This is a genomic window from uncultured Shewanella sp. (assembly GCF_947491715.1).
Classification (GTDB): Bacteria; Pseudomonadota; Gammaproteobacteria; order Enterobacterales; family Shewanellaceae; genus Shewanella.
In genome coordinates this window covers 16654-37936 of record NZ_CANLKR010000045.1, presented here as the reverse complement: position 1 = coordinate 37936, position 21283 = coordinate 16654, and the positions used below count along the sequence as shown (strand labels likewise).

General features: G+C 40.8%; 22 protein-coding genes. 18 read left to right on the top strand and 4 right to left on the bottom strand.

Annotated features, from left to right (window positions below):
- The first annotated feature begins 276 nt into the window (after window positions 1-276).
- The 3 genes from Q0779_RS20890 (at window position 277) to Q0779_RS20880 (ending at window position 2508) form a co-directional block, all read left to right on the top strand.
- Complete coding sequence (locus Q0779_RS20890) at window positions 277-1578, top strand: DEAD/DEAH box helicase (RefSeq protein WP_298775659.1); 1302 nt, start codon at window positions 277-279, stop codon at window positions 1576-1578.
- A 20-nt stretch (window positions 1579-1598) separates the two neighbouring features.
- Window positions 1599-2069: a dual specificity protein phosphatase family protein gene (locus tag Q0779_RS20885; protein WP_298775657.1), complete on the top strand. Its 471-nt coding sequence runs from the start codon at window positions 1599-1601 to the stop codon at window positions 2067-2069.
- Between the two features lie 109 nt (window positions 2070-2178).
- Complete coding sequence (locus Q0779_RS20880) at window positions 2179-2508, top strand: hypothetical protein (RefSeq protein ID WP_298775654.1); 330 nt, start codon at window positions 2179-2181, stop codon at window positions 2506-2508.
- Between the two features lie 17 nt (window positions 2509-2525).
- On the opposite strand, the gene Q0779_RS20875 is transcribed toward Q0779_RS20880, so the two are convergent.
- On the bottom strand, window positions 2526-3197 hold the full coding sequence (locus tag Q0779_RS20875) for an RluA family pseudouridine synthase (RefSeq protein WP_298775652.1): 672 nt from the start codon (window positions 3195-3197) through the stop codon (window positions 2526-2528).
- A gap of 86 nt (window positions 3198-3283) precedes the next feature.
- On the bottom strand, window positions 3284-3838 hold the full coding sequence (locus Q0779_RS20870) for a TetR/AcrR family transcriptional regulator (protein ID WP_298775650.1): 555 nt from the start codon (window positions 3836-3838) through the stop codon (window positions 3284-3286).
- A 161-nt stretch (window positions 3839-3999) separates the two neighbouring features.
- Between Q0779_RS20870 and Q0779_RS20865 the strand changes: the two genes are divergently transcribed.
- Both Q0779_RS20865 and Q0779_RS20860 read left to right on the top strand, forming a co-directional pair.
- Window positions 4000-4764: an SDR family NAD(P)-dependent oxidoreductase gene (locus Q0779_RS20865; RefSeq protein WP_298775661.1), complete on the top strand. Its 765-nt coding sequence runs from the start codon at window positions 4000-4002 to the stop codon at window positions 4762-4764.
- A gap of 59 nt (window positions 4765-4823) precedes the next feature.
- Window positions 4824-5477, top strand: a complete 654-nt coding sequence (locus Q0779_RS20860) for a cupin domain-containing protein (RefSeq protein WP_298775649.1) — start codon at window positions 4824-4826, stop codon at window positions 5475-5477.
- Here the strand turns inward: Q0779_RS20860 and Q0779_RS20855 are convergent.
- Window positions 5459-6103, bottom strand: a complete 645-nt coding sequence (locus Q0779_RS20855) for an ACP phosphodiesterase (protein ID WP_298775647.1) — start codon at window positions 6101-6103, stop codon at window positions 5459-5461. The two genes, Q0779_RS20860 and Q0779_RS20855, sit on opposite strands and share 19 nt — an antisense overlap.
- A gap of 335 nt (window positions 6104-6438) precedes the next feature.
- On the opposite strand from Q0779_RS20855, the gene queA reads away from it, so the two are divergent.
- From queA to Q0779_RS20795, 12 genes are all read left to right on the top strand, one after another.
- Window positions 6439-7494, top strand: coding sequence for a tRNA preQ1(34) S-adenosylmethionine ribosyltransferase-isomerase QueA (queA, locus tag Q0779_RS20850; RefSeq protein WP_298775645.1), 1056 nt, complete (start codon window positions 6439-6441; stop codon window positions 7492-7494).
- 129 nt (window positions 7495-7623) lie between these two features.
- Window positions 7624-8748, top strand: coding sequence for a tRNA guanosine(34) transglycosylase Tgt (gene tgt, locus Q0779_RS20845; RefSeq protein WP_298775642.1), 1125 nt, complete (start codon window positions 7624-7626; stop codon window positions 8746-8748).
- 51 nt (window positions 8749-8799) lie between these two features.
- The gene (yajC, locus tag Q0779_RS20840; protein ID WP_298775640.1) at window positions 8800-9132 is read left to right on the top strand and encodes a preprotein translocase subunit YajC; all 333 of its coding nucleotides are present in this window, start codon (window positions 8800-8802) and stop codon (window positions 9130-9132) included.
- Window positions 9133-9149: 17 nt separating this feature from the next.
- Window positions 9150-11000 (top strand): protein translocase subunit SecD, encoded by a 1851-nt coding sequence (secD, locus tag Q0779_RS20835; RefSeq protein ID WP_298775638.1) that lies wholly within the window; start codon window positions 9150-9152, stop codon window positions 10998-11000.
- A 13-nt stretch (window positions 11001-11013) separates the two neighbouring features.
- Entirely contained in the window at window positions 11014-11961 is a 948-nt protein-coding gene (gene secF / locus Q0779_RS20830) for a protein translocase subunit SecF (protein WP_298775636.1), read from the top strand.
- A 463-nt stretch (window positions 11962-12424) separates the two neighbouring features.
- On the top strand, window positions 12425-12745 hold the full coding sequence (locus tag Q0779_RS20825; RefSeq protein ID WP_298775634.1) for a DUF2007 domain-containing protein: 321 nt from the start codon (window positions 12425-12427) through the stop codon (window positions 12743-12745).
- A gap of 99 nt (window positions 12746-12844) precedes the next feature.
- Window positions 12845-13756, top strand: coding sequence for a bifunctional precorrin-2 dehydrogenase/sirohydrochlorin ferrochelatase (locus Q0779_RS20820; protein WP_298775633.1), 912 nt, complete (start codon window positions 12845-12847; stop codon window positions 13754-13756).
- Between the two features lie 168 nt (window positions 13757-13924).
- A complete protein-coding gene (locus Q0779_RS20815; RefSeq protein WP_298775632.1) occupies window positions 13925-14470 on the top strand; it encodes a YaeQ family protein in 546 nt (181 codons plus the stop codon).
- Window positions 14471-15020: 550 nt separating this feature from the next.
- Window positions 15021-16007, top strand: a complete 987-nt coding sequence (locus Q0779_RS20810; RefSeq protein WP_298775630.1) for a hypothetical protein — start codon at window positions 15021-15023, stop codon at window positions 16005-16007.
- A gap of 74 nt (window positions 16008-16081) precedes the next feature.
- Window positions 16082-16465: a hypothetical protein gene (locus tag Q0779_RS20805; RefSeq protein WP_298775627.1), complete on the top strand. Its 384-nt coding sequence runs from the start codon at window positions 16082-16084 to the stop codon at window positions 16463-16465.
- 764 nt (window positions 16466-17229) lie between these two features.
- On the top strand, window positions 17230-17805 hold the full coding sequence (locus Q0779_RS20800) for a GrpB family protein (protein ID WP_298775625.1): 576 nt from the start codon (window positions 17230-17232) through the stop codon (window positions 17803-17805).
- Window positions 17806-17888: 83 nt separating this feature from the next.
- Window positions 17889-18788, top strand: coding sequence for a LysR family transcriptional regulator (locus Q0779_RS20795; protein WP_298775624.1), 900 nt, complete (start codon window positions 17889-17891; stop codon window positions 18786-18788).
- A 32-nt stretch (window positions 18789-18820) separates the two neighbouring features.
- Here the strand turns inward: Q0779_RS20795 and Q0779_RS20790 are convergent, their stop codons facing one another.
- Window positions 18821-20500 (bottom strand): amidohydrolase, encoded by a 1680-nt coding sequence (locus Q0779_RS20790; RefSeq protein ID WP_298775622.1) that lies wholly within the window; start codon window positions 20498-20500, stop codon window positions 18821-18823.
- A 268-nt stretch (window positions 20501-20768) separates the two neighbouring features.
- On the opposite strand from Q0779_RS20790, the gene Q0779_RS20785 reads away from it, so the two are divergent.
- Window positions 20769-21269 (top strand): GNAT family N-acetyltransferase, encoded by a 501-nt coding sequence (locus Q0779_RS20785; protein ID WP_298775621.1) that lies wholly within the window; start codon window positions 20769-20771, stop codon window positions 21267-21269.
- Window positions 21270-21283: the final 14 nt, after the last annotated feature.

The following is a 21283-nucleotide window of genomic DNA, read 5'->3' as shown; positions in this document are numbered from 1 at the left end:
CCCCATCGTCTAGAGGCCTAGGACACCGCCCTTTCACGGCGGTAACAGGGGTTCGAATCCCCTTGGGGATACCATTTCATACTGACCTCAAGAGTAAAATCAGTACTTTATTACTGAATCTTCAGCTTCTATATTCCTGCATATCACTCTCCATTAAAAAATGTTGTTTGATTCATAACTTGATTAAGATCATTGAACACAGCAAATCATAAGCTTTGCTGGTTAAAATAGAGTAGAATAAGCGACTATTTTTGTTATATCAGTGATCTCTATTTTATGACTCAGTCTTGCTCTTCATCTATGCCCCCATCGGCCCGTTTTACTCAATTAGGTTTAATGCCAGAATTAGTTCAATGTTTGACTGAGCTTCAATATTCTCATCCCACTCCTGTTCAGCAGCAGGCTATTCCAGAAATTTTAGCTAAGAAGTCAATGATGGCTCAGGCAAAGACGGGCTCGGGGAAAACCGCAGCATTTGCTTTACCCATACTTCAACTTAATATGGTGCAAAAGAAACAAACTCAAGGAAATGATGTTTCTAGTCTCATCTTGGTGCCAACTCGAGAATTGGCACAACAAGTGGCAAGCAGTATTAGGCAATATGGACAAAAACTATTACCTAAATTGAAAGTGGAAGCGGTATATGGTGGCCAATCTGTGAATACTCAGATGTTGGCTTTAAGAGGCGGCGTTGATATTCTGGTGGCCACTCCAGGTCGTTTATTAGATTTAGTCTCCAGTAATGCGATTAAACTGCGTAATGTTAAGCACTTTATTCTTGATGAAGCAGATCGCATGTTAAGTCTGGGTTTTAGTGAGGAATTGGCTCAAATTCAAAAGTTATTGCCTGAAAAAAAACAGATTTTACTTTTTTCTGCAACCTTTCCTGAAGAAGTCAAATTATTAGCCAATGAGTTGCTATATAAGCCTGTTGTGATTAATGCGACAAGTGATGATGTACAAGAGCGATTAATTCAACGAGTGATCACTGTTAATAAGAATAGAAAAACAGGGCTGTTGATTGAATTAATCAAGCAAAATCAGTGGCGTCAACTTTTGATCTTTGCCAGTGCTAAGAACACATGTAATCGTGTCGCCCAAAAATTGAGTAAAGCGGGTATAAATGCTGAAGTTTTTCATAGTGATAAAGGTCAAGGTGCCCGCAATCGTATTTTGTCAGCTTTTAAGAGTGGTGACATAGATGTGCTCATTGCGACAGATATTGCCGCTCGTGGTATTGATATTGAGAAACTGCCAGTGGTCATCAATTATGAACTGCCCAGAAGCCCAATGGATTATATGCACCGAATAGGGCGAAGTGCCCGTGCGGGAGAGTCTGGTTTGGCGATGACGTTAATTGCACATGATGAATATCAACATTTTAGTTTGATAGAAAAAAAGAATAAGCTAAATCTAACAAGAGAACAAATTGAAGGCTTTGAAGCCGATGACGAGGCTCCTGTAGATTGCTCATCACGTCAAGGTGTTGCGGGGGCTAAACCTGCAGGTACAGGTAAGAAAAAACGCAAGCAAGCCATGAAAGCGAATGAAAGTATTTGGAAAAAACCATCAGTATAGTAATGGTGTAGGAATGTTTTATGCGGCACTTATTTTGGTTGATTGAAGGTAAAATTGCAGGTCGAAGTGGTCCAAGCAAAGATCCTTGGGATCTAAAGGCATTAAAATCTCAAGGGATTGATGCTGTTCTTTCTGTGAATAATGGAGAATCTTGCAACGCAGAATGTTTTATGGAAGCAGGTTTATTGCATCAATGTATTCCTTTTTCGCCGAATGTACCTCCTCAAGAAGGGGATTTAGAGCTATGTATTAAGCAAGTCCCTAAAGCGCTTGCTTTTATTCGTGAATGTGAAGAAAACGAAAAAACGGTTCTTATTCATTGTCATTCAGGAAAAGACAGAACGGGTGTGATTATGGCCTATTTACTGATGGATAATGGTGCCGCTCCTTTGCATGCCGTTAATCAAGTTAGAGGGATAAGGGATATCGCTTTTAGTGCCGATGGCTGGGATCAATTCGTGTTTGATGTCTTGTATGCTTTACAAGAATAGTTTGTGCTTTTGTTTTTATTTATTTTGAAAAAGATCCCATGATCATTTTTGTTTTTTTCACGCTTGTGACTAGACTTTAAGTCGTAATAGAAAGAATTGAGGTGACAGTATGCCCGTAGTCGACAAGCGTAAACGCTTATTTTGGCAGGATTTAGAGAAGGAAGGCCGAGAAATCTTAGGGCATTGGATCGATGAACGACCACTTCTAGGAGAAAAATTAACCTTGTTTCGTGAGCAGAATACCTATTTTTTAGAAACGTGGTATAAGGATGGCTGTCATAGTTTAGATGAGCTTGTCGAGACTGAAATCAATCAAGGGTTAAAATTAGAAGCAAATGCTGATAGTATTTTTGCAGAGTACTTTGTATTAACGTCCGATAATAGACTCCAATGTTGGAGCGACGGGATCTGCCTTTATACGGCCAAAAAGCTGGAGTAGATCTCGACTCCAGCTCTTTATATTGGGATTGAGAATGGATGCTTGCTACTAAAAGTGACTTTCTTTTGCGTATAGGGGTGACTAAAGCTTAAACTTTGAGCATGTAATTGTAAGCGCTTGGCTGCTTTTTCTACATTGTCACCTCCATAAAATTCATCACCTAAAATGGGGTGATCAATCGCGAGCATATGAACTCTTAGCTGGTGTGTGCGGCCTGTGATGGGCGTGAGTTCAACTAAGGTCGCTTTATCACTTTGATTTACTTTACGGTAAAAAGTAGTGGCCGATTTACCTTCGCAGTGAGCGGCGATTTTTTGTTTGGGTGGATTGTTTCTGTCAGGGGTGATGGCACAATTAATTTCACCTGCTTGATCTTTTATTATCCCTTGGACCACCGCAATATAGGTCTTTTGAGTTTGCCTATTCTGAAATTGGGTTTTTAAATGCGATTCTGCTTTTTTATTACGAGCAAACACCATAATCCCTGAGGTGGCACAATCCAGCCTATGAACCAAAATAGCATCGTTAAATAATGTTTGTAATCGAGTTAATGCACAGTCATGTGTGTAGCTGGCGATCCCTGGGTTTGATAATAATCCTGAGGGCTTATTGATCACAATAATGTCTCTATCAATATAACGCAGATCGAGCCAAGGCAGACTGGGGGGACAATAGGTAAAAATTTGCATTCTCTCTCCTTTATTACGCCGCGGAGCTTAACAAAAAACAGCGGGTTTTAATACACAATGAATGAATAGGCCGATGAGGTTGGCGGTTAATCATTCACTTCATTATGATTTTGAGTGACTAATTGTGCGGATATTAGCTCAAAGACATCATCAGACTTCATGGCATTAGCCAGCAATAAGCTGCCTTCTAAACAGGCGAGTAGCTGTGTTGCCTGGGCTATGCCTGTGTCAGAATGATTAAATAAGTTCTGCTTAAGCCATTCAATATTCATAGTAAAAAATTGTTTCACCTCAACTTGCAAGGCTTCGGGTAAGGCATAAGTTTCACTGGCTAATATGCCACAAAGGCACATTCTTTTATCCACTTTTATGGCATGACGAAATAAGTTTATGTAGTCCATGAGTCTTTCTTTAGGAAGCAGTGTTTTTTGTTCTATGAGCTTGAGTTGATCTTGAAAGCTCCGGGTATAGCGATTAGCCACTAGAATGGCGAGATCGGGTTTTGTGGGAAAATGATAATGAATGCTCGCACTTTTAATCCCTATTTGTTTTGCTATTTCTCTAAAACTAAAAGCGTTATAACCACCCGCTCTGATTTGGGATTCGGCGCTTTCAATAATGCGTTCAACTGTGGGTGACATTGGTTTTTCCTAAAGGCTTATTTTCAAAGATACTATGATAACACAATGAACTATCTATCGATAGATAGGTGTTGACTTCTTGGTGTGGAGTCGATATCGTGCATTCATCAAACCTATCTATCGGTAGGTAGTTTAGTTGGTAACATAGAGAGAATGTAATGATGAAAAATACCGTTGCGTTGGTTGTGGGTGGTTCGAGTGGTATGGGAAAAGAAGCAGCTAAAAGACTGGTTGCACAAGGGCATACTGTCATGATCTTAGGTCGAAGTGTGGCTAAGTTGGCACAAGCTAAACAAGATTTAACACTTGAGACTGGGGGTAATATTGAGGCGGTGTCGGTTAATTTATATGATAAAGAGGCCGTGGAGCAATTTGTGACTCAGCTGGAAAATGAATTTCGTCATATACAGTATTTAATCAATGCAGCGGGGTTTTTTAAACCTGTCAGTTTTTTAGAGCACACAAAAGAAGATTATGATCTTCAATTAGATATCAATAAAGCTTTCTTCTTTATTACTCAAGCAGTCTCTAAAAATATGCAGCATCATGGTGGTGGAAGTATTGTCAATATTGGCTCAATGTGGGCGAATCAAGCCGTGAAGGCAACGCCTTCTTCAGCCTATTCTATGCAAAAAGCGGGCTTACATGCGTTAACAAAAAATTTAGCAATAGAGCTGGCTGAATATGGTATTCGGGTCAATGCTGTGGCGCCAGCGGTTGTATTATCGACTATTTATAAATCCTTTATTGCTGAAGATGAGATTGAGTCCAGCCTGCAAGGCTTTAATGATTTTCATCCTATTGGTCGTATTGGAACGACTGATAATATTGCGGATGCAATTGAATTCCTGTTGTTTGAAAAGGCAAGTTGGATCACAGGGACGATTTTAAATGTGGATGGTGGTGTGATGGCGGGTAGAAATTAGGTTTACATTTAATGAGTAGGCCTTGTTTTGTTAAGCCAAACAAGGCAGGAGAAATGACAATGTTGAATATGAATTTTTCAAAGCAAGTGGTGATCCAAACACTAAACGCACCTTGGACTGAGAGTCCAATGCAAGGTGTAAGCCGTAAAAAGTTGGCAAGAGAAGAGAATGAGTCAGGTCATGCGACGAGTATAGTGCGTTATGCCCCAAACAGTCATTTTTCGACTCATGTTCATCACGGAGGTGAAGAGATTTATGTGTTAGAGGGGACTTTTTCTGATGAAACAGGTGATTACCCTGGAGGAAGTTATTTACGTAATCCGTCAGGAAGCGCACATCGTCCCTTTAGCCGCGAAGGGTGCGTGTTGTTCGTTAAGCTTGCACAGTTTCACCCAAATGATAACAAAGTGGTACGAGTCAATACTGGGAAAACTCCGTGGCATCCCGGTTATGGAGGGCTTGAAGTGATGCCACTTCATCATTTCAAGACTGAGCATACCGCGCTGGTGAGATGGCCAAAGGGTGAGGTGTTTAAGCCACATGCTCATTTTGGTGGTGAAGAAATTTTAGTCTTATCGGGGACCTTTATGGATGAACATGGCGAGTATCCACAATATACTTGGTTGCGCAGTCCCCATATGAGTGCTCATTCGCCATTTGTTAAAGAAGAAACCATTATCTTAGTGAAAACGGGTCATTTGCCTTTGAGCTGACTTTTTAGTGACGGATGGTTATATTGATTTAGCTGTAAATATTGCTCGGGTGTTTTACGCACCCAAATGCGAGTATAGGCCATTAATTGTGGGTAAAACATGCGAAAAGCAGTCTCTATTTCCAGATCCAGCTGTTTGACAACATTGTGGCTATCATTAAACAATTCAGGCTTAGAAAAACGTTTTGCTACACCAGTAATGGCTTGATTTAAACCGTTGCGTGATTGATAGCCCAATAGCCAATTTTCATTGCGCATTCGAGGCAGAATATCAATGAGCTTTGGCGGTAAGTCGGCACAAGAGGCTAGTTCATCGTAGGCTTTACGCGTAAACGCATCCAATGTTTGATGATGGTATTCTTCCCAATATTTGGCCAGCATGTGATCAAAACATAAGTCGATTAAAATGGGGGCAATACGGCGATGCTGTTTTGGAAAGTGTGCTAGCAGCTCTTTTATTGACTCATGACTATCCGTCAGTTGATCAATTTGTCTGTGTAACCAGAGACCTTGCTGTAAATGTTTAGGGTAGTTGTCAATATTGCCTTTTGCAAAATCGCCAGCAAGGTTGGCTGCAAGGGAAGTATGACTATTATCGGCTAAGTGCAGGTGTGACAGAAAATTCATAAGGGATATAAGGTCAGTTTTAGTCGCTTGAAGGCATTATGGTTTACGGTAACACGGCTAAGGCGGTAAAAGAAAGGCAAATGACAATAACAATCCCAATATACCAGTGATCTTTTAGCGTGTGTTTAACATACTTGAGGCAATCAATTTGAGCTTGGCGCTAATGATGAGGAAGTGGAGAGATCTTGAGTGGATTTTGTGGTGAAGGTGCGATATTGCACCATTTATCGCCGCTTTGTTCATACTAAAAGCAAAAAATGACGCCAATTGTTGATCTTCTTAGGCTGTAACCATAGACTAGCCTCCGATTTAGTGAAAGAAGTAGAGATGACCCCATGCGCGTTGCCGATTTTTCCTTTGATTTACCTGATGAATTGATTGCTCGTTATCCCACGCCTGAGCGAACAGCATCTAGATTACTTAATTTAAATGGCAATGATGGCCAAGTGACGGATTTACAGTTTTCTGATCTCCTTGATAAAGTCAATGCGGGTGACTTGATGGTATTTAATAATACGCGAGTTATTCCAGCGCGTTTATTTGGTAAAAAAGCCTCTGGTGGTAAACTTGAAATCTTAGTAGAACGTATGCTTGATGATAAGCGTATTTTAGCCCATGTGAGAAGTTCTAAATCCCCAAAAGTGGATGCGGTTATCATTCTTGATGGTGGTCATAAAATGGTGATGAAAGCGCGGCATGATGCGTTATTTGAACTTGAGCTTGAGTCTGAATTAACCATTTTAGAGGTGCTTGAAGCTGTGGGGCATATGCCTCTTCCTCCTTATATCGATAGACCCGATGAAGATGCGGATAAAGAGCGTTATCAAACGGTGTATAATAAAACTCCTGGGGCCGTCGCTGCGCCGACTGCGGGATTGCATTTTGATGATGAGATGCTCACTGCGCTGAAGGCCAAAGGCGTTAATATGGCCTTTGTAACGCTGCATGTTGGTGCGGGCACATTTCAGCCTGTGCGAGTCGATAATATTCTTGAGCATAAAATGCATGCAGAATGGGCAGAAGTGCCTCAGAATGTGGTCGATATCATCAATGAAACCAAAGCCAAGGGTAAACGCGTTATTGCCGTTGGTACCACTTCAGTACGCTCATTAGAGAGTGCTGCTAGAGCCAGTCAAGATCCTGCTTTACTTGAAGCCTTTAAAGGTGATACCGATATTTTTATCTATCCAGGTATTGAATTTAATGTAGTGGATGCGATGTTGACCAATTTTCATTTACCTGAGTCAACGTTAATTATGTTATTGAGTGCGTTTGCCGGAGTGGAAGAGGTGAAACAGGCTTACCAGCATGCCATCGAGCAAAGATATCGCTTTTTCAGCTATGGTGATGCTATGTTTGTCACGAAAAAATTAAATAATAGTGTCGAATAAATAAGGCGATTTGTTTTACACTATTTCCGTTATGCATTTTGTTACCAATGAGAGGGAACCTCTTGTTGTTTATATTTCGCTCATTGTATGAGCTTGTAAAGCCAGACTGTTTATCTGGTAAGGGTGAAAATGAAATTTGAATTAGATACAACTCAAGGGCGAGCCCGTCGTGGTCGTTTAGTCTTTGAGCGTGGTACGGTTGAAACGCCTGCTTTTATGCCTGTTGGCACTTATGGCACAGTGAAAGGCATGACGCCTGAAGAAGTCCGTGAAACCGGCGCCGATATTTTATTGGGCAATACTTTTCATTTATGGCTACGTCCAGGTGAAGAAATCATGCGTAAGCATGGTGATTTACATGACTTCATGAATTGGCAGCGACCCATTTTAACCGACTCGGGCGGTTTTCAAGTATTCAGTTTGGGTGATATTCGTAAAATTACCGAAGAAGGTGTGCACTTTCGCTCACCCATCAATGGTGAAAAAATCTTCTTAGATCCTGAAAAGTCAATGCAAATACAAGACTCGTTAGGCTCCGATGTGGTGATGATTTTTGACGAATGTACGCCTTATCCTGCAACGGAAGATGAAGCGCGTAAATCGATGCAAATGTCACTTCGCTGGGCCAGGCGTTCACGGGATGAATTTGAGCGTTTAGAAAACCCCAATGCATTATTTGGTATTATTCAAGGCGGCGTGTATGAAGATCTGCGTGATGAAAGTCTTGAAGGCCTAGTGAATATTGGTTTTGATGGATACGCTGTCGGTGGTTTGGCGGTGGGTGAGCCTAAAGAAGACATGCATCGTATTTTAGAGCATGTTTGCCCAAAAATCCCTGAAGATAAGCCGCGCTATTTAATGGGGGTTGGGAAACCTGAAGACTTAGTTGAAGGCGTGCGCCGTGGCGTGGATATGTTTGATTGTGTTATGCCAACACGTAATGCTCGAAATGGTCATTTGTTTACGAGTGAAGGGGTGATTAAAATTCGTAATGCTCGTCATCGTGATGATACGTCGCCATTAGATGATCAATGTGACTGTTACACGTGTAAGAATTACACAAGATCCTATTTATATCATTTAGACCGCTGTAATGAAATTTTAGGTGCAAGACTAAACACCATTCATAATTTACGTTATTATCAAAGGCTAATGGAAGGATTGCGTGGTGCCATTGCTGCAGGAACCTTGGATGCATTTGTCGAGGATTTCTATACTCGTCAAGGGCGCGAAGTGCCAGCGGTTCCAGAATAAAGCGAAAACGAATTACTTAACTTTTAATCTGATAAATAAGAAGAGAATACTATGTTTATGTCAAATGCGTATGCCGCCGATGCACCAGCAACCGGCGCGGGTGGGACCATGGAATTGGTGATCATGTTGGTCATCTTTGGCCTCATTTTCTATTTTATGATCTTTCGTCCTCAATCAAAGCGAGTCAAAGAGCATAAAAGCTTAATGGGTTCTTTAAGTAAAGGTGATGAAGTGCTGACCAGTGGCGGTATTTTAGGTAAGATTGCTAAGATCAGCGAAGAAAATGATTATGTATTGTTAGCGTTAAACGACACTAACGAAATTACAATTAAAAAGGATTATATTGCAGCCGTATTGCCAAAAGGCTCAATTAAGTCACTATAAGCCAAGAGGGCGATGGTGTGTTAAATAAATACCCTATGTGGAAAAATCTGATGGTGATAATTATTATCGCCATTGGCGCATTCTATGCGATCCCTAATTTGTTCGGCGAAGATTATGCAGTGCAAGTTGTTGCAACTCGTGGAGCAGAGGTGAACGCATCGACTCAGTCAAGAGTGAATGACGTTCTAGAAAAAAATGATATTAAGGTAATGCGCTCAACGTTAGAAAATGGGCAATTACTGGTTCGCGTCACTAATGGTGGACAACAGTTACTGGCTAAAGAAGCCATTTCGGCGGCTCTGGGGGCTAAGTATACGGTGGCATTAAATTTAGCCCCGGCGACACCGAAATGGCTTGAAGACATGGGCGGTGCGCCCATGAAGCTTGGACTGGATCTTCGTGGTGGTGTGCACTTCTTAATGGAAGTGGACATGGGAGAAGCTATCCGTAAGATGACGGAAGCGAAAGTTGCTGATTTTAGAACAGAGTTACGGACTGAGAAGATCCGCTATGCGGGTATTCGTAATACAACCAATGGCATCGAGATTAAGTTTCGTAATGCTGACGCCCTTGCTCAAGCTGAAAGCTTCCTTAAAACACGCAGCAAGGACATGATTTTTAACGATCGGTCTACAGATAATAACTATTTGTTGGTTGCTAATTTAAGTGAAGCTTATCTGAAGCAAATTAGAGAAGATGCCCTGCAACAAAACATTACCACGTTACGTAATCGTGTGAATGAATTAGGGGTAGCTGAACCTGTTGTACAAAGACAAGGTGCAGAGCGCATTATTGTCGAGTTACCAGGTGTACAAGATACAGCAAGAGCCAAAGAAATTTTGGGCGCGACGGCATCCATTGAATTTCATATGGTCGATCAAAATGCTGATGTACAAGCTGCGATGAAAGGACGTGTGCCGCCTGGGGATGCGCTTTATCAACGCCGTGAAGGTGGCCCTGTTGTGCTCAAAAAAGCGGTCATGCTAACGGGCGATCATATTCAAGGCGCACAGGCCACATTTGATCAATACAGCCGTCCTCAAGTGACCATTAATTTGGATGCGAAAGGCGGAACAATTTTTTCAAACGTGACCAAAGACAATGTCGGCAAACCCATGGCCACTTTATACACAGAGTATAAAGATGAGGGGAAACGTAACCCTGATGGCAGTGTGAAGATGAAGAAGATTGAGGAAGTGATTTCGGTCGCGACGATTAATCAGCGTCTTGGACGTAACTTTGTGATCACAGGACTTGACCATACTGAGGCGCAAAATCTTGCGTTACTCTTAAGAGCGGGCGCATTAATTGCACCGGTCTCCATTGTCGAAGAGCGCACCATTGGTCCAAGCCTTGGGGCTGAAAACATCGAAAATGGCTTACAAGCTATGGTTTGGGGGCTGGCTGTCGTATTGGTCTTTATGATCATCTATTACCGCGCTTTTGGTTTGATTGCTAATTTAGCACTCATGGCCAATGTCGTGATGGTTGTGGGTGTGATGTCGCTTATTCCTGGTGCGGTACTGACTCTACCGGGCATCGCAGGAATGGTATTGACTGTCGGTATGGCTGTCGATGGAAACGTATTGATTTACGAGCGTATTCGTGAAGAAATTCGTGCTGGACGTAGTGTGCAGCAGGCCATTCATGAAGGGTATGCTAATGCCTTTTCAACCATTGCGGATTCGAATATCACTACCTTTATTACGGCATTGATTTTATTCGCAGTGGGTACCGGTGCGGTGAAAGGTTTCGCCGTGACGTTAATGATAGGTATTGCTACATCCATGTTTACTGCCATTGTTGGAACGCGCGCGATTGTGAACGCGATTTGGGGTGGTAAGCGCGTGAAGACATTACCCATCTAAAGGAGAAGTTGAAATGTTACAGTTTTTTTCATTTAAAGGTACAGTCAACTTCTTACGCCATGCGATACCGGTGAGCTGTATATCCGTTATTTTAGTGTTGGGTTCGATTGCTTCTATGGCAACGAAAGGCATTAATTGGGGACTCGATTTTACCGGTGGTACCGTTGTTGAGCTGAATGTCACTCAACCTTTGGATCTTGAACAGATCCGTGCAGGCTTAACCTCAGAAGAAACTGATGGTTCAGTGGTGCAAAACTTTGGTTCTAGCCGTGATATTTTGATCCGTTTACCCGTTAAAGAAGGGGTAAAAAGTGATACTCAAGTCGCACAGTTAATGTCGGTGATTACGGCGTTAGATCCAGAAGCAGTTCAAAAGCGTGTGGAATTTGTTGGTCCACAAGTGGGTAAGGAGCTTGCAGAGCAGGGCGGCTTAGCCGTTTTAGCCGCGCTTATTTGTATTCTTATCTATGTGTCGTTTCGATTTGAATGGCGTCTTGCTGTGGGGGCGGTAACAGCCCTAGCTCATGATGTGATCGTGACCTTAGGTGTGTTTTCATTCTTCCAGTTGGATTTCGATTTAACGGTACTCGCAGGGGTATTAACCGTTGTGGGTTATTCGTTAAATGATACGATCGTTGTGTTTGACCGTATTCGTGAAAACTTCTTGAAACTACGTAAGAATACACCCATTGATATCGTGAATATCTCGATTACTCAAACCATGAGTCGAACGATTATTACCACGGGGACAACCTTGATCGTAGTAATAGCCTTGTTCTTAAAAGGTGGCACTATGATCCACGGCTTTGCGACGGCATTGCTGATGGGTATTTTTGTGGGTACCTTCTCTTCAATCTATGTGGCGAGTTTATTAGCGATTAAACTCGGTATTAATCGTGAACATATGATGCCAGTTGAAGTGGAAAAAGAAGGTGCAGATCAAGATGCGCTGATGCCATAAGCCATTGCACTTCGTTAAAAGCCACCTTTTTAGGTGGCTTTTTTGTCTCTACTTTTCCATTGTAGGCTGATTACTTCAATCTGCTGTTATGGCGCTTCCACACGGCGTTGTTTGTTATTTATGGCCAGTTTCGCAGATGTAAGAGTTAACACGGCATTTGAACCACAGCCTAATGACACTGTATAAGTGGTGTCTTATATGAAGTGATCTTAAACTGCGGTAGATATTATGATTAAAATTTAGTCATTCCTAATTTGCTCAATGAGTATGAATATTCTGTGATTCAGTGGTGATAAAGTCGCATTAGATGAGCATTGTTTTCCTTTTGACATTAAAAACTTTGCTCGACAAACCACCTCATTTAGGCATAGCATGGTTAAAAGATAAACACGTTAAGCGCGGTTCATATTGAGTGAGGTGTGAGCGCTACTTAGCTTTAAACTGAGATAAATTGGAACTTAACATGGAAGAGAGAAGATGCATACTGACAGATGGTAACTTGTTGGAGGCACACACTTGGAAAGGATTATTAGAATCCTCTGGCATTTGTGTGGAGCTGAAAGGTGAAGCGCTGCTTGGCGGCGCTGGTGAGCTGCCTGTTGGTGTGCAAAATGTCGAATTGTGGGTCAAAATTTCGCAGTATGATTTAGCCTGTAAGCAGTTAGCCAGTATCAACTCAAAAGGTCCACAATGGGCATGTGTTAATTGCCATGAGGTGAATGAGTCCAGTTTTGAACTTTGTTGGAATTGCGGCTCTGAGCAGTGCGTGAAAAAATACCCTTAATCACTATTTCTGTGAATATTCGTCTTTTTGGATCATGAGCCTTTGCTATTTTTGTTTTTCGAGTAACAATAGTCTCCTATTCCCATTTAGGACGACGTTATGCAATACTTTCCTCTTTTTATCGATACTTGTGATCTCAAGGTTCTCATTATTGGGGCGGGGGAAGTGGCGAGTAGAAAACTTGAGCTGTTACAACGCAGCGAAGCTAATATTCATGTTATTGCCCTTGAGGTGTGTGAAGAGGTCCGCGTTTTTGAAGTGCAAACTAAGGTGTCAATTGAGCAAAGAGCGGTTACCGACCAAGACATACAAGGTTGGGATTTGATTTATATTGCGACGGCTGATGAAGCATTAAATATTCGTCTTGCCAATATTGCAAAGCAGAAGCGCATTTTAGTTAACGTGGTTGATAGTCCAGAGTATTGCGGCTTTATTACGCCTTCCATTATCGATAGAAATAAATTGCAAGTGGCCATTAGTACGGCAGGGGCTGCGCCGGTTTTTGCCAGAGAACTTCGAGGACGGTTAGAGTCTTGGTTACCGCAATCCTTATCACCTTTGTTTGATTTTGTTGCTGAAAAAAGAGTGGAGGTACAACAAACACTCACCTCTTTTAAAGACAGGCGCTTATTTTGGGAGCGTTTCTTTGCCCTTAATGGTGATAAGTTTGATAGCCAAACTCCCCAATGCTTTGAACAAGCTTATGGCTCATTAGCGGTTGATGGTGAGATTTTACTGATTGATGATGAGACCCCAATAGCGCTGTTACCACTCATGGCGTTATCCTTATTACAGAAAATAGACACTGTGTATGCAGATTGTCCCTTACCCACGTCTTTAATGGAGCTGGTTCGTCGTGATGCCGCGCGTTCAAGCCTATTACCTTTTAGCCAGCTTGAGCAGCACTATGAGCAAGGGGAGCGATGCCTCATTTATGCAAATAAAGGCGCGGTGGCGGCGTTACAAGCGCATTTTCCTTTTGCGAAATATTTACGACCAGGCGCCATTTAACTTTAAATAATCGCTAGTTTTAATGATAGCCAGCTTGAATGAGAGCGAACTTGAATAAGGGCTAGCTTGAATAAGTACTAGTTTGAATGGAAGCCATTGTCTTTTATCTCCACTGACGTAAACTGGCGCTTTTTAATGATAGCCTGAGAATAACGAGGTTCGAGCAGCATGGCATTGAAAGCGACCATTTTTAAAGCGGCATTACACATTGCCGATATGGATAGGCATTATTATCACGATCATCAGCTCATGTTGGCTCAACATCCCTCAGAGACCGATGAGCGTATGATGGTGCGTTTATTAGCCTTTGTGATTAATGCCAGTGAGTCTTTATGTTTCACCAAGGGCTTAAGTGGCGATGACGATGAGCCGGAGCTGTGGGATAAGCAGCTTAATGGGGACATCGATTTATGGGTGGAGTTTGGTCAAAGTGATGAAAAATGGCTGAGAAAAGCCTGCGGCCGAGCGAAAAAAGTCATTTTATACACTTATGGTGGCCGTAGCGTACCGATTTGGTGGCAGCAAAGTGAGGCACTTTTAGCCCGTTTTGATAATTTGGAAATCTATAACATTCCCGAAGAAAGCGTGAATGAAATGGCCACGCTGGTGAGCCGTAATATGACGCTGCAATACAATATCAGTGAAGGACAAATCTGGCTGTCCAATGATGACACCAGCGTGTGTGTGGAGCTGGAATGCCTAAAAGGGGGGTGATTGCTTTCATTGGAATCAAATGAAGGATGATTTTTATTATTAAGCCCAGATTGAGGTTGTGGATCTCCATCCACATTGGACTTAATGGAAGGTGTCCAGAGACGTTAGATGTAAGTACTTACTTATGCTGGGCTGTAATCACTCATTTTAATACATAACGTATTTGATATTGGTCAGTCTATTCGAATGACACGACTTCAGATGTGCTAATTGCCTGCCGCAGGCTTTTGTGAAAATACAAAAATAACTCGCCGTCAATATATCCCTATAGGCTCAAACGGAAACGTCCTTGTTTCCGATGGTTATTTTTGTATTCACACGGTTTTGAAAATCAAAAGAAAAAAGCAAAAGCATTAGAGCAGTGGGTTTCTTCGAATTGATAGTGCTGTGATTTGTATCAATGATAGTTCTTGATTAATAACAATTTATTTACAAAAGTAATGTTGGGGTGATAGTTTTGTGTGCTGATATGTTTGAGTGAAATAAATGTGCAGCCAAGAACGTTATCCTGCAGCTATTCAATAAGCTGTTATGTGTCTAAGGAGAGATGATGAACTTAGAGGTAACAAATCAGGAAAACGAATACTTATTTACAGATTCGGGGAGTATTTATCTTATTGGGTTATTGGAAGCACTAGGTTATTTAGAAGCACATCTAACAACGAAACAGAAGAGAAGCTTGTTTAAAGATCTTCAAGTTGAAGGTTCAACTTTTGATGAGGCAAAGTACCTTCAAGCCGCATGTGAAACATCAATTGCAGCATACTTGGCGCGAACATATACCGATAATTTTGTTTATGAACCAAAAATTAACCCTCCAAAAGATGTTGATTGTGGTTTTGAATTAAATGGGAAAACCTACAATATAGAAGTTAAGTGCCCTGACTTTTCAAAAAAGAATGAAATTGATAATTCAAATTCCTTCAAGATAGGTGCGTTTGGAAGGCTTGTTGATTTTGAGGACGTGGTCTCAAGTCTCAAAGATGTGTTTGATCCTGAAAGTAATCCGGCAGCAGATCCTGATAAGCCACTTGTGACACAGCAGCATATGGATAATAAATTAAAAGATTATCTTGTATCTGCTCACAGCAAGTTTAAAGAATCGACAGGGCCAAAAGAATTGAATGTTCTTGCAGTCTGTTGCGCTGATTGGATTGATATGCAGAAGTGGTTTTTCTACATGTATGGCTATCAAGGGTTGTTTACCAATGAATCATTCTACCCATTTGAAGAGTATAAGAATGTTGATGTAGTTATGTTGACGAATTTGTATCACCGTCATCATGACTATCAGAGCAAGGATAAACTTAAGAATCATTGGGACTTCTCAAGATCATTTAATCTTATATTTTCAAATCCACTGAGAAGAGATGATAAAAAGGAAATTATTTGGGAGTTTGTTGATGCAATTCCTAATCATTCAAAACAGTTAATGAATTTTGAAGTTAAGAATGAATTAGATGAAATGCGCATTCCTCACTATGTTTGCGAGGAACTTTTAGATAAAGGGCTGTACTATTTCCAACCAAACACTTAACAAGTGCTGGTACAAGGAAAAATTTCTGCTGCATTCCAATTTTCCCGTGTTGCGGGCGTTACAGGTATGAACGAATGAAACGATATGTAGTTATAGCCATCACTTTATCTCTCCTTTCAATAGGTATCGGCATTGTTTTAGAAGTTTTTGTAAAACCTGAATCTCCGGGAACACTACTAGCAAGAATGGGCGCGTTGATTGTAATTATTGGTACAACGATTTCTCTTCGTGATTTCAATAATGTGTATCTCAATGAATTTATGTCGCAGGAGCAAGCCGATAAAGTAAATTCATTGCAAGATCGCTTAGAAGGTATACTTCAATCGAAATTTTTAATGCTTGAATGGCGGGAAGAGTATCAGAGAAAAATTTGGCTTTTCGAAGCCGGAATAATAATTTTTGGTACATTTTTGTGGGGGTTCGGTGATCTTGTATATTGTACAATTGTAAGTTGCTAACAAAGCAATCTACTGGGCTTCCACTGCGTTGCTTCGTTTGTGGTTTAACGACCAACAAAGACAGCCATGATTAATGGTGTTTTCTAAACCCTCCAACTAAGCGTTATGAACGAGTAGCTGTTGGAGGTTGCTATTTATAAAGGGTTATTTATAAAGGGCTTTTTATAAAAGGGTATGCCACGTCCAAGAAGAAGCCTGATTAGTATTGAACTTTCTATTTGATAAAAGAGTCCTATCACCATTGCTGTAGTTGCGTAATTATCGCTATCATTTAGATAAACGACGACGGCATTTCTCAAAATGTTGTCAGTATATACCTATAGGCTAGCGCGCAGCGTGTATCTCAATTATATCGGGATATGTTAAGCGTTAAGACTAGGAGCCTCAGTCTCATATTATAAAAGGCCAACTGAGTCGATATTTGACACTTCAAAACTCACTAATTTCCCTAATATCGCTTGTTTTTCAAGAGCAACAGTAGGCATTACGTTAAAAGCAGTCAGGTCATGATTTGATAAATGCCAAGTGATGAATTCTGGCTAAAATCTAATTATGTTATTGATTAATAATGGCTGGCTATAAATTTATTTGGGCGTCATGAGAGCAAACAATAAGAAGCTGCTTTATAGAAAGGTGAATACTATCTTGTCGAACACCGTTTGAAAACATCGGTACAAGGGGAGATAATATGTTCATGGGAGCGATTATCGTCACGTAAGGTATTTGCTATTATTGAGATGAAAGGTTGGTTGTGGTGGTTTCAAATGAATGTAGAAGTCGTTGAGTATTCTCCAAATTGGAAAACGTGGTTTCAAACCATTGAAAATAGACTCGCTGATGCAATCAAGGGAATCGATTGCAATATAGAACACGTTGGAAGTACCTCGGTTGAAGGATTAGCTGCCAAACCAATCATTGACATTGATATTATTTTAACGGACTTTTCTGATTTTGAGTCTACTAAAAGTGCTTTAAAAAGTGTGGGTTATGCTCATAGAGGAAGTCTAGGCCTTGAAGGTCGAGAGATGTTCTCACAAGCAAGCCCTGATTACCCTCATCATTTGTATGTTTGCGACCCGAATTGTTTAGCTGTAAAAAATCATATTACCTTTAGGGATCACCTTAGACTGAATATTCAAACGGCAAGTGAATATGCTGCACTTAAAAAAGCATTAGCAGAAAAATTTTCAACAGATGTCGATTCCTATTGTGAAGCAAAAAGTGAATTTATCGCGAATGTTTTAGCACAATGTCACTTCAAAGCCAGTGAGCTTAATGCAATAAAAAATTCAAATACAATAGATAATGATAAAGCTAGTAGTACATTTATGGCAAAGTAAGCAGAAACAGTCATCATTAATGATCTTGCTAAGCTAAGTATGTATAGTTTTGATGAAAAATACTTTTTTATTGAGTTGAGTTTATGAATTCATTGCATCTTAAAGCATTGTTACTTGCAACGAGAGGATCAATATCGTCTGCTGCCCGCCAATTAGGCAAGAAACAGCCTCAAGTGAGTCAATGGATCTCAGATTTAGAGATTGAGCTTGGGGTTGAGTTATTTGAACGGACGGGGAATCGAACCAGTTTAAGTCAAGCAGGAAGACAATTATTGCCTCATCTCATTCATACCTTGAGTCAGCTTGAGCAATTTGAGAAAAGTGCCGAGTTGCTTGCTAAGCAAGAGCCTATTGTGCTGAGAATTGGAATAGAGAATTATATTCCGGACTTAGCCTTTACCCAGCCATTGGCGGTTACATTGGATTTAGCGCAGATAAGTGTTGAAGTCTACCGAGCTGACCTCTCACAATTGCAGCAAGATTTAACCCTTGGCTCGGTGGATATTATCATTGCCCATGAATCTGATATTCTCCATCATACCGATTTTCAATATTGCCGCTTAGGGTATTATCAAGAAGTATTAGTCTGTAGCCCCGCTCATCCACTGGCTAAACTGCCCGTTATCAGTACTGCTGATCTTGGTGAATATCGAGAGTTGGTGTGGGGAGAAGCACAACAAAATGAATCATCATTATTGGATCACATGCCTGGGTTTAGTGCCCGCTATAGTTTGTTTTCAGATGTTCAACCATTAATAGCCATGTTGAAACACAGTAAAGGTTTTGCTTTTTTACCTGCTGAATTAGTGGATGCAGAGATTATTAATGGTCAGTTACTGACTTTAGAGTGTGATTTTGAAACCATGACTATTGATCGCCGTATTGAACTGTGCTGGCGAAATGGCTTAACGTTTTCACAATACGGTCGTCAAGTCATCGATGCGTTTAAGGTTAACCATCAACTCGTCAATAAATCTGTTTAACGGAATGGCTGATGGCTAACCTTTATAAGGTGTTAAAAGGGGGAATCATCAATGTCGTAGACAATCTTTCCTTGTAATATGGTCATGAGGATGGGTGTGTTGGCAATGTCATCGATTGAAAGATGGGTAATATCGTTTTCTAATATGACGAAGTCTGCTGATTTACCAACTGTCAGTGAGCCGGTAATATCACTTATCCCCAAACTTTCAGCGGCATTGATGGTGTAGGCATCAATGGCAGTGTTGATATCTGGTAATCCCGTTGAGCCCATTTTTACACTATTGGCTATTCCAACAAGAGGGTTAATAGGATTGACGTTCCAATCACTACTTAGGGTGACATTAGCGCCAGTATTAAAGATAGCTTGAGGATCCATGAGTGCATGTGCCCGCTTTCTACCTAGGTAAGGTATCGCCCATTGATGATCATTTTGGGCAATGTAATCGGAACCCACTTGAAAGTCTGCGGTGACATCAAGGGTATTAAACCGAGGAATATCGAGGTTATTGACTAACTCAAGGTGTGTTAGAGTATACGGTTTTTTAGATCCCTGTTGGCGAATATGTTCAATTGCATTGAGTGATTCACGTACTGCTAGATCGCCTATAGCGTGAATGTGGGCACTGTAACCTATTTTATTCAATTCGGTTAGCCAAGTGCTCATTTTGTGTGGGGAAATGTAATTGATACCGTTGGGATTATCTGGAATATAGGTCTGTTTATAAGGCTCAATTATTTTTGCTGTGCCGTTGCTGATCAGGCCATCACTATACATTTTTACTTGATTGGTTAACAATAACCGTGATTTATCGCTCGATTGTATTTGCTTTAAAAAGTTAAGTTGTGTTGTCATTGGAGCGGTTGGATAAATCCATGGCCGCAATGACACACGTGAAGTTAACTTTTTGTCTTTTTCGACTTGCAGCCAAACTTGGAGCCAGCCACGTTTCCAGTAAAGCCGCCCATCTCCAATAGTTGTAATACCGTGCATAGAGGCCTCTTCTAGGCCATTGATTAAGCCGTCGTAACTTTGATTAAATGGGTTAGCTAAATGATTCCATGCCATTTCCATAACAATATCGCCTGCGTTATCAAGCAATATGCCATTAAGTTGACCCGTTTTTTGATCTTTAAGGATTTTTCCTCCTTGAGGATCTGGAGACGCTTTGGTGATGTTGGCCAATGTTAATGCCGCAGAATTAACCCACATTGAGTGTGATGTTTGCTCCATGATAACAATGGGTTGATTTGGAAAAATGCGGTCGATGATTTCAAGAGGAGTATAGCGGTTATTTGACGTTAAAATCGCATCTAAAGAAAAGCCATAACCCATGATCCAACCCGTTGAATTGGTCTGGCTACGACATCTTTTGAGAGCGGGGATCTGTGCTTCAAGTGAAAAGTTTATATTCAATTCACAGTTTCCTCCTGCTTCCGATGCGGCTTCAAAGACGTGGTTATGATTATCAATAAACCCCGGCATAATATACGACTGCTCGAGGTCGATAATTTCGCTGTTGTATGAATAATATGGGGTTGCGTCTTTACCAATATAGACAATTTTGCCATTAGTAACCACAATGGTATCAGCGTGACTGTGGCCGTAAATAATGGCGTTACTTAAAATTAAATGATTAGATTTCAAAGCCTGGGCATTAATGCTTACTGTTAATGCGCTGACGATTATTGCCAGAGAAAAAATGAGGTGCATAAGGATCCTTAAATGTTCAACATCATCAATAATAAAGGGTAATTTTTATGCAAATAAGCTTATGATAGAACATAGTAGAAAGAAAAATAGTGAGTATAAGAATACTTGGATACTGACAAAACGAAGAGCTGATTGTGGTTGGTCCCACTGTATTGTTGAGGGACAACAGATAATCAACCTATTCTAATAGCCATTTTTTAGTTAACCAATTCTAAAATAGATAATTAATCATATAGAAGAGAAATAATAACCGTCAAAGGAAGGCAAGATGTTAGAAACAGATCGTTTAAGGTTGAGGGAGTTTACGGTTGAAGATGCGCCGTTTATGTATGCGTTAATGACGTCACCCTTATATTTAAAAAATATTGGTGACAGGAATATACGATCGATTGAGGATGCTGAGGCATTTTTAGTGAGTAAAATCGTTAAAAGTTACCAAGATAATGGCTATGGTTTATATGCGGTGGTGTTGAAACAGTCAAATGAAGTGATTGGAATGTCGGGTTTTGTTCGCCGAGAGGGGTTACCTCACACAGATATTGGCTTTGGTTTTTTGCCTCAGTTTATGGGAAAAGGCTATGCCTATGAAGCGTCAAAGGCCGTGATGGATTATGCGCAAAATGTGCTGGCATTGGATCCTATTTTAGCCATTACCAATAAAGACAATATCCGTTCTATTACATTATTAAATAAGTTAGGGTTAGAGTATAGCAATGCTCTCGACTGGGAAGGCGAAGCGATTTTACTCTTAAGTACCCGTCCTCAATAATATGTTTGTATTGA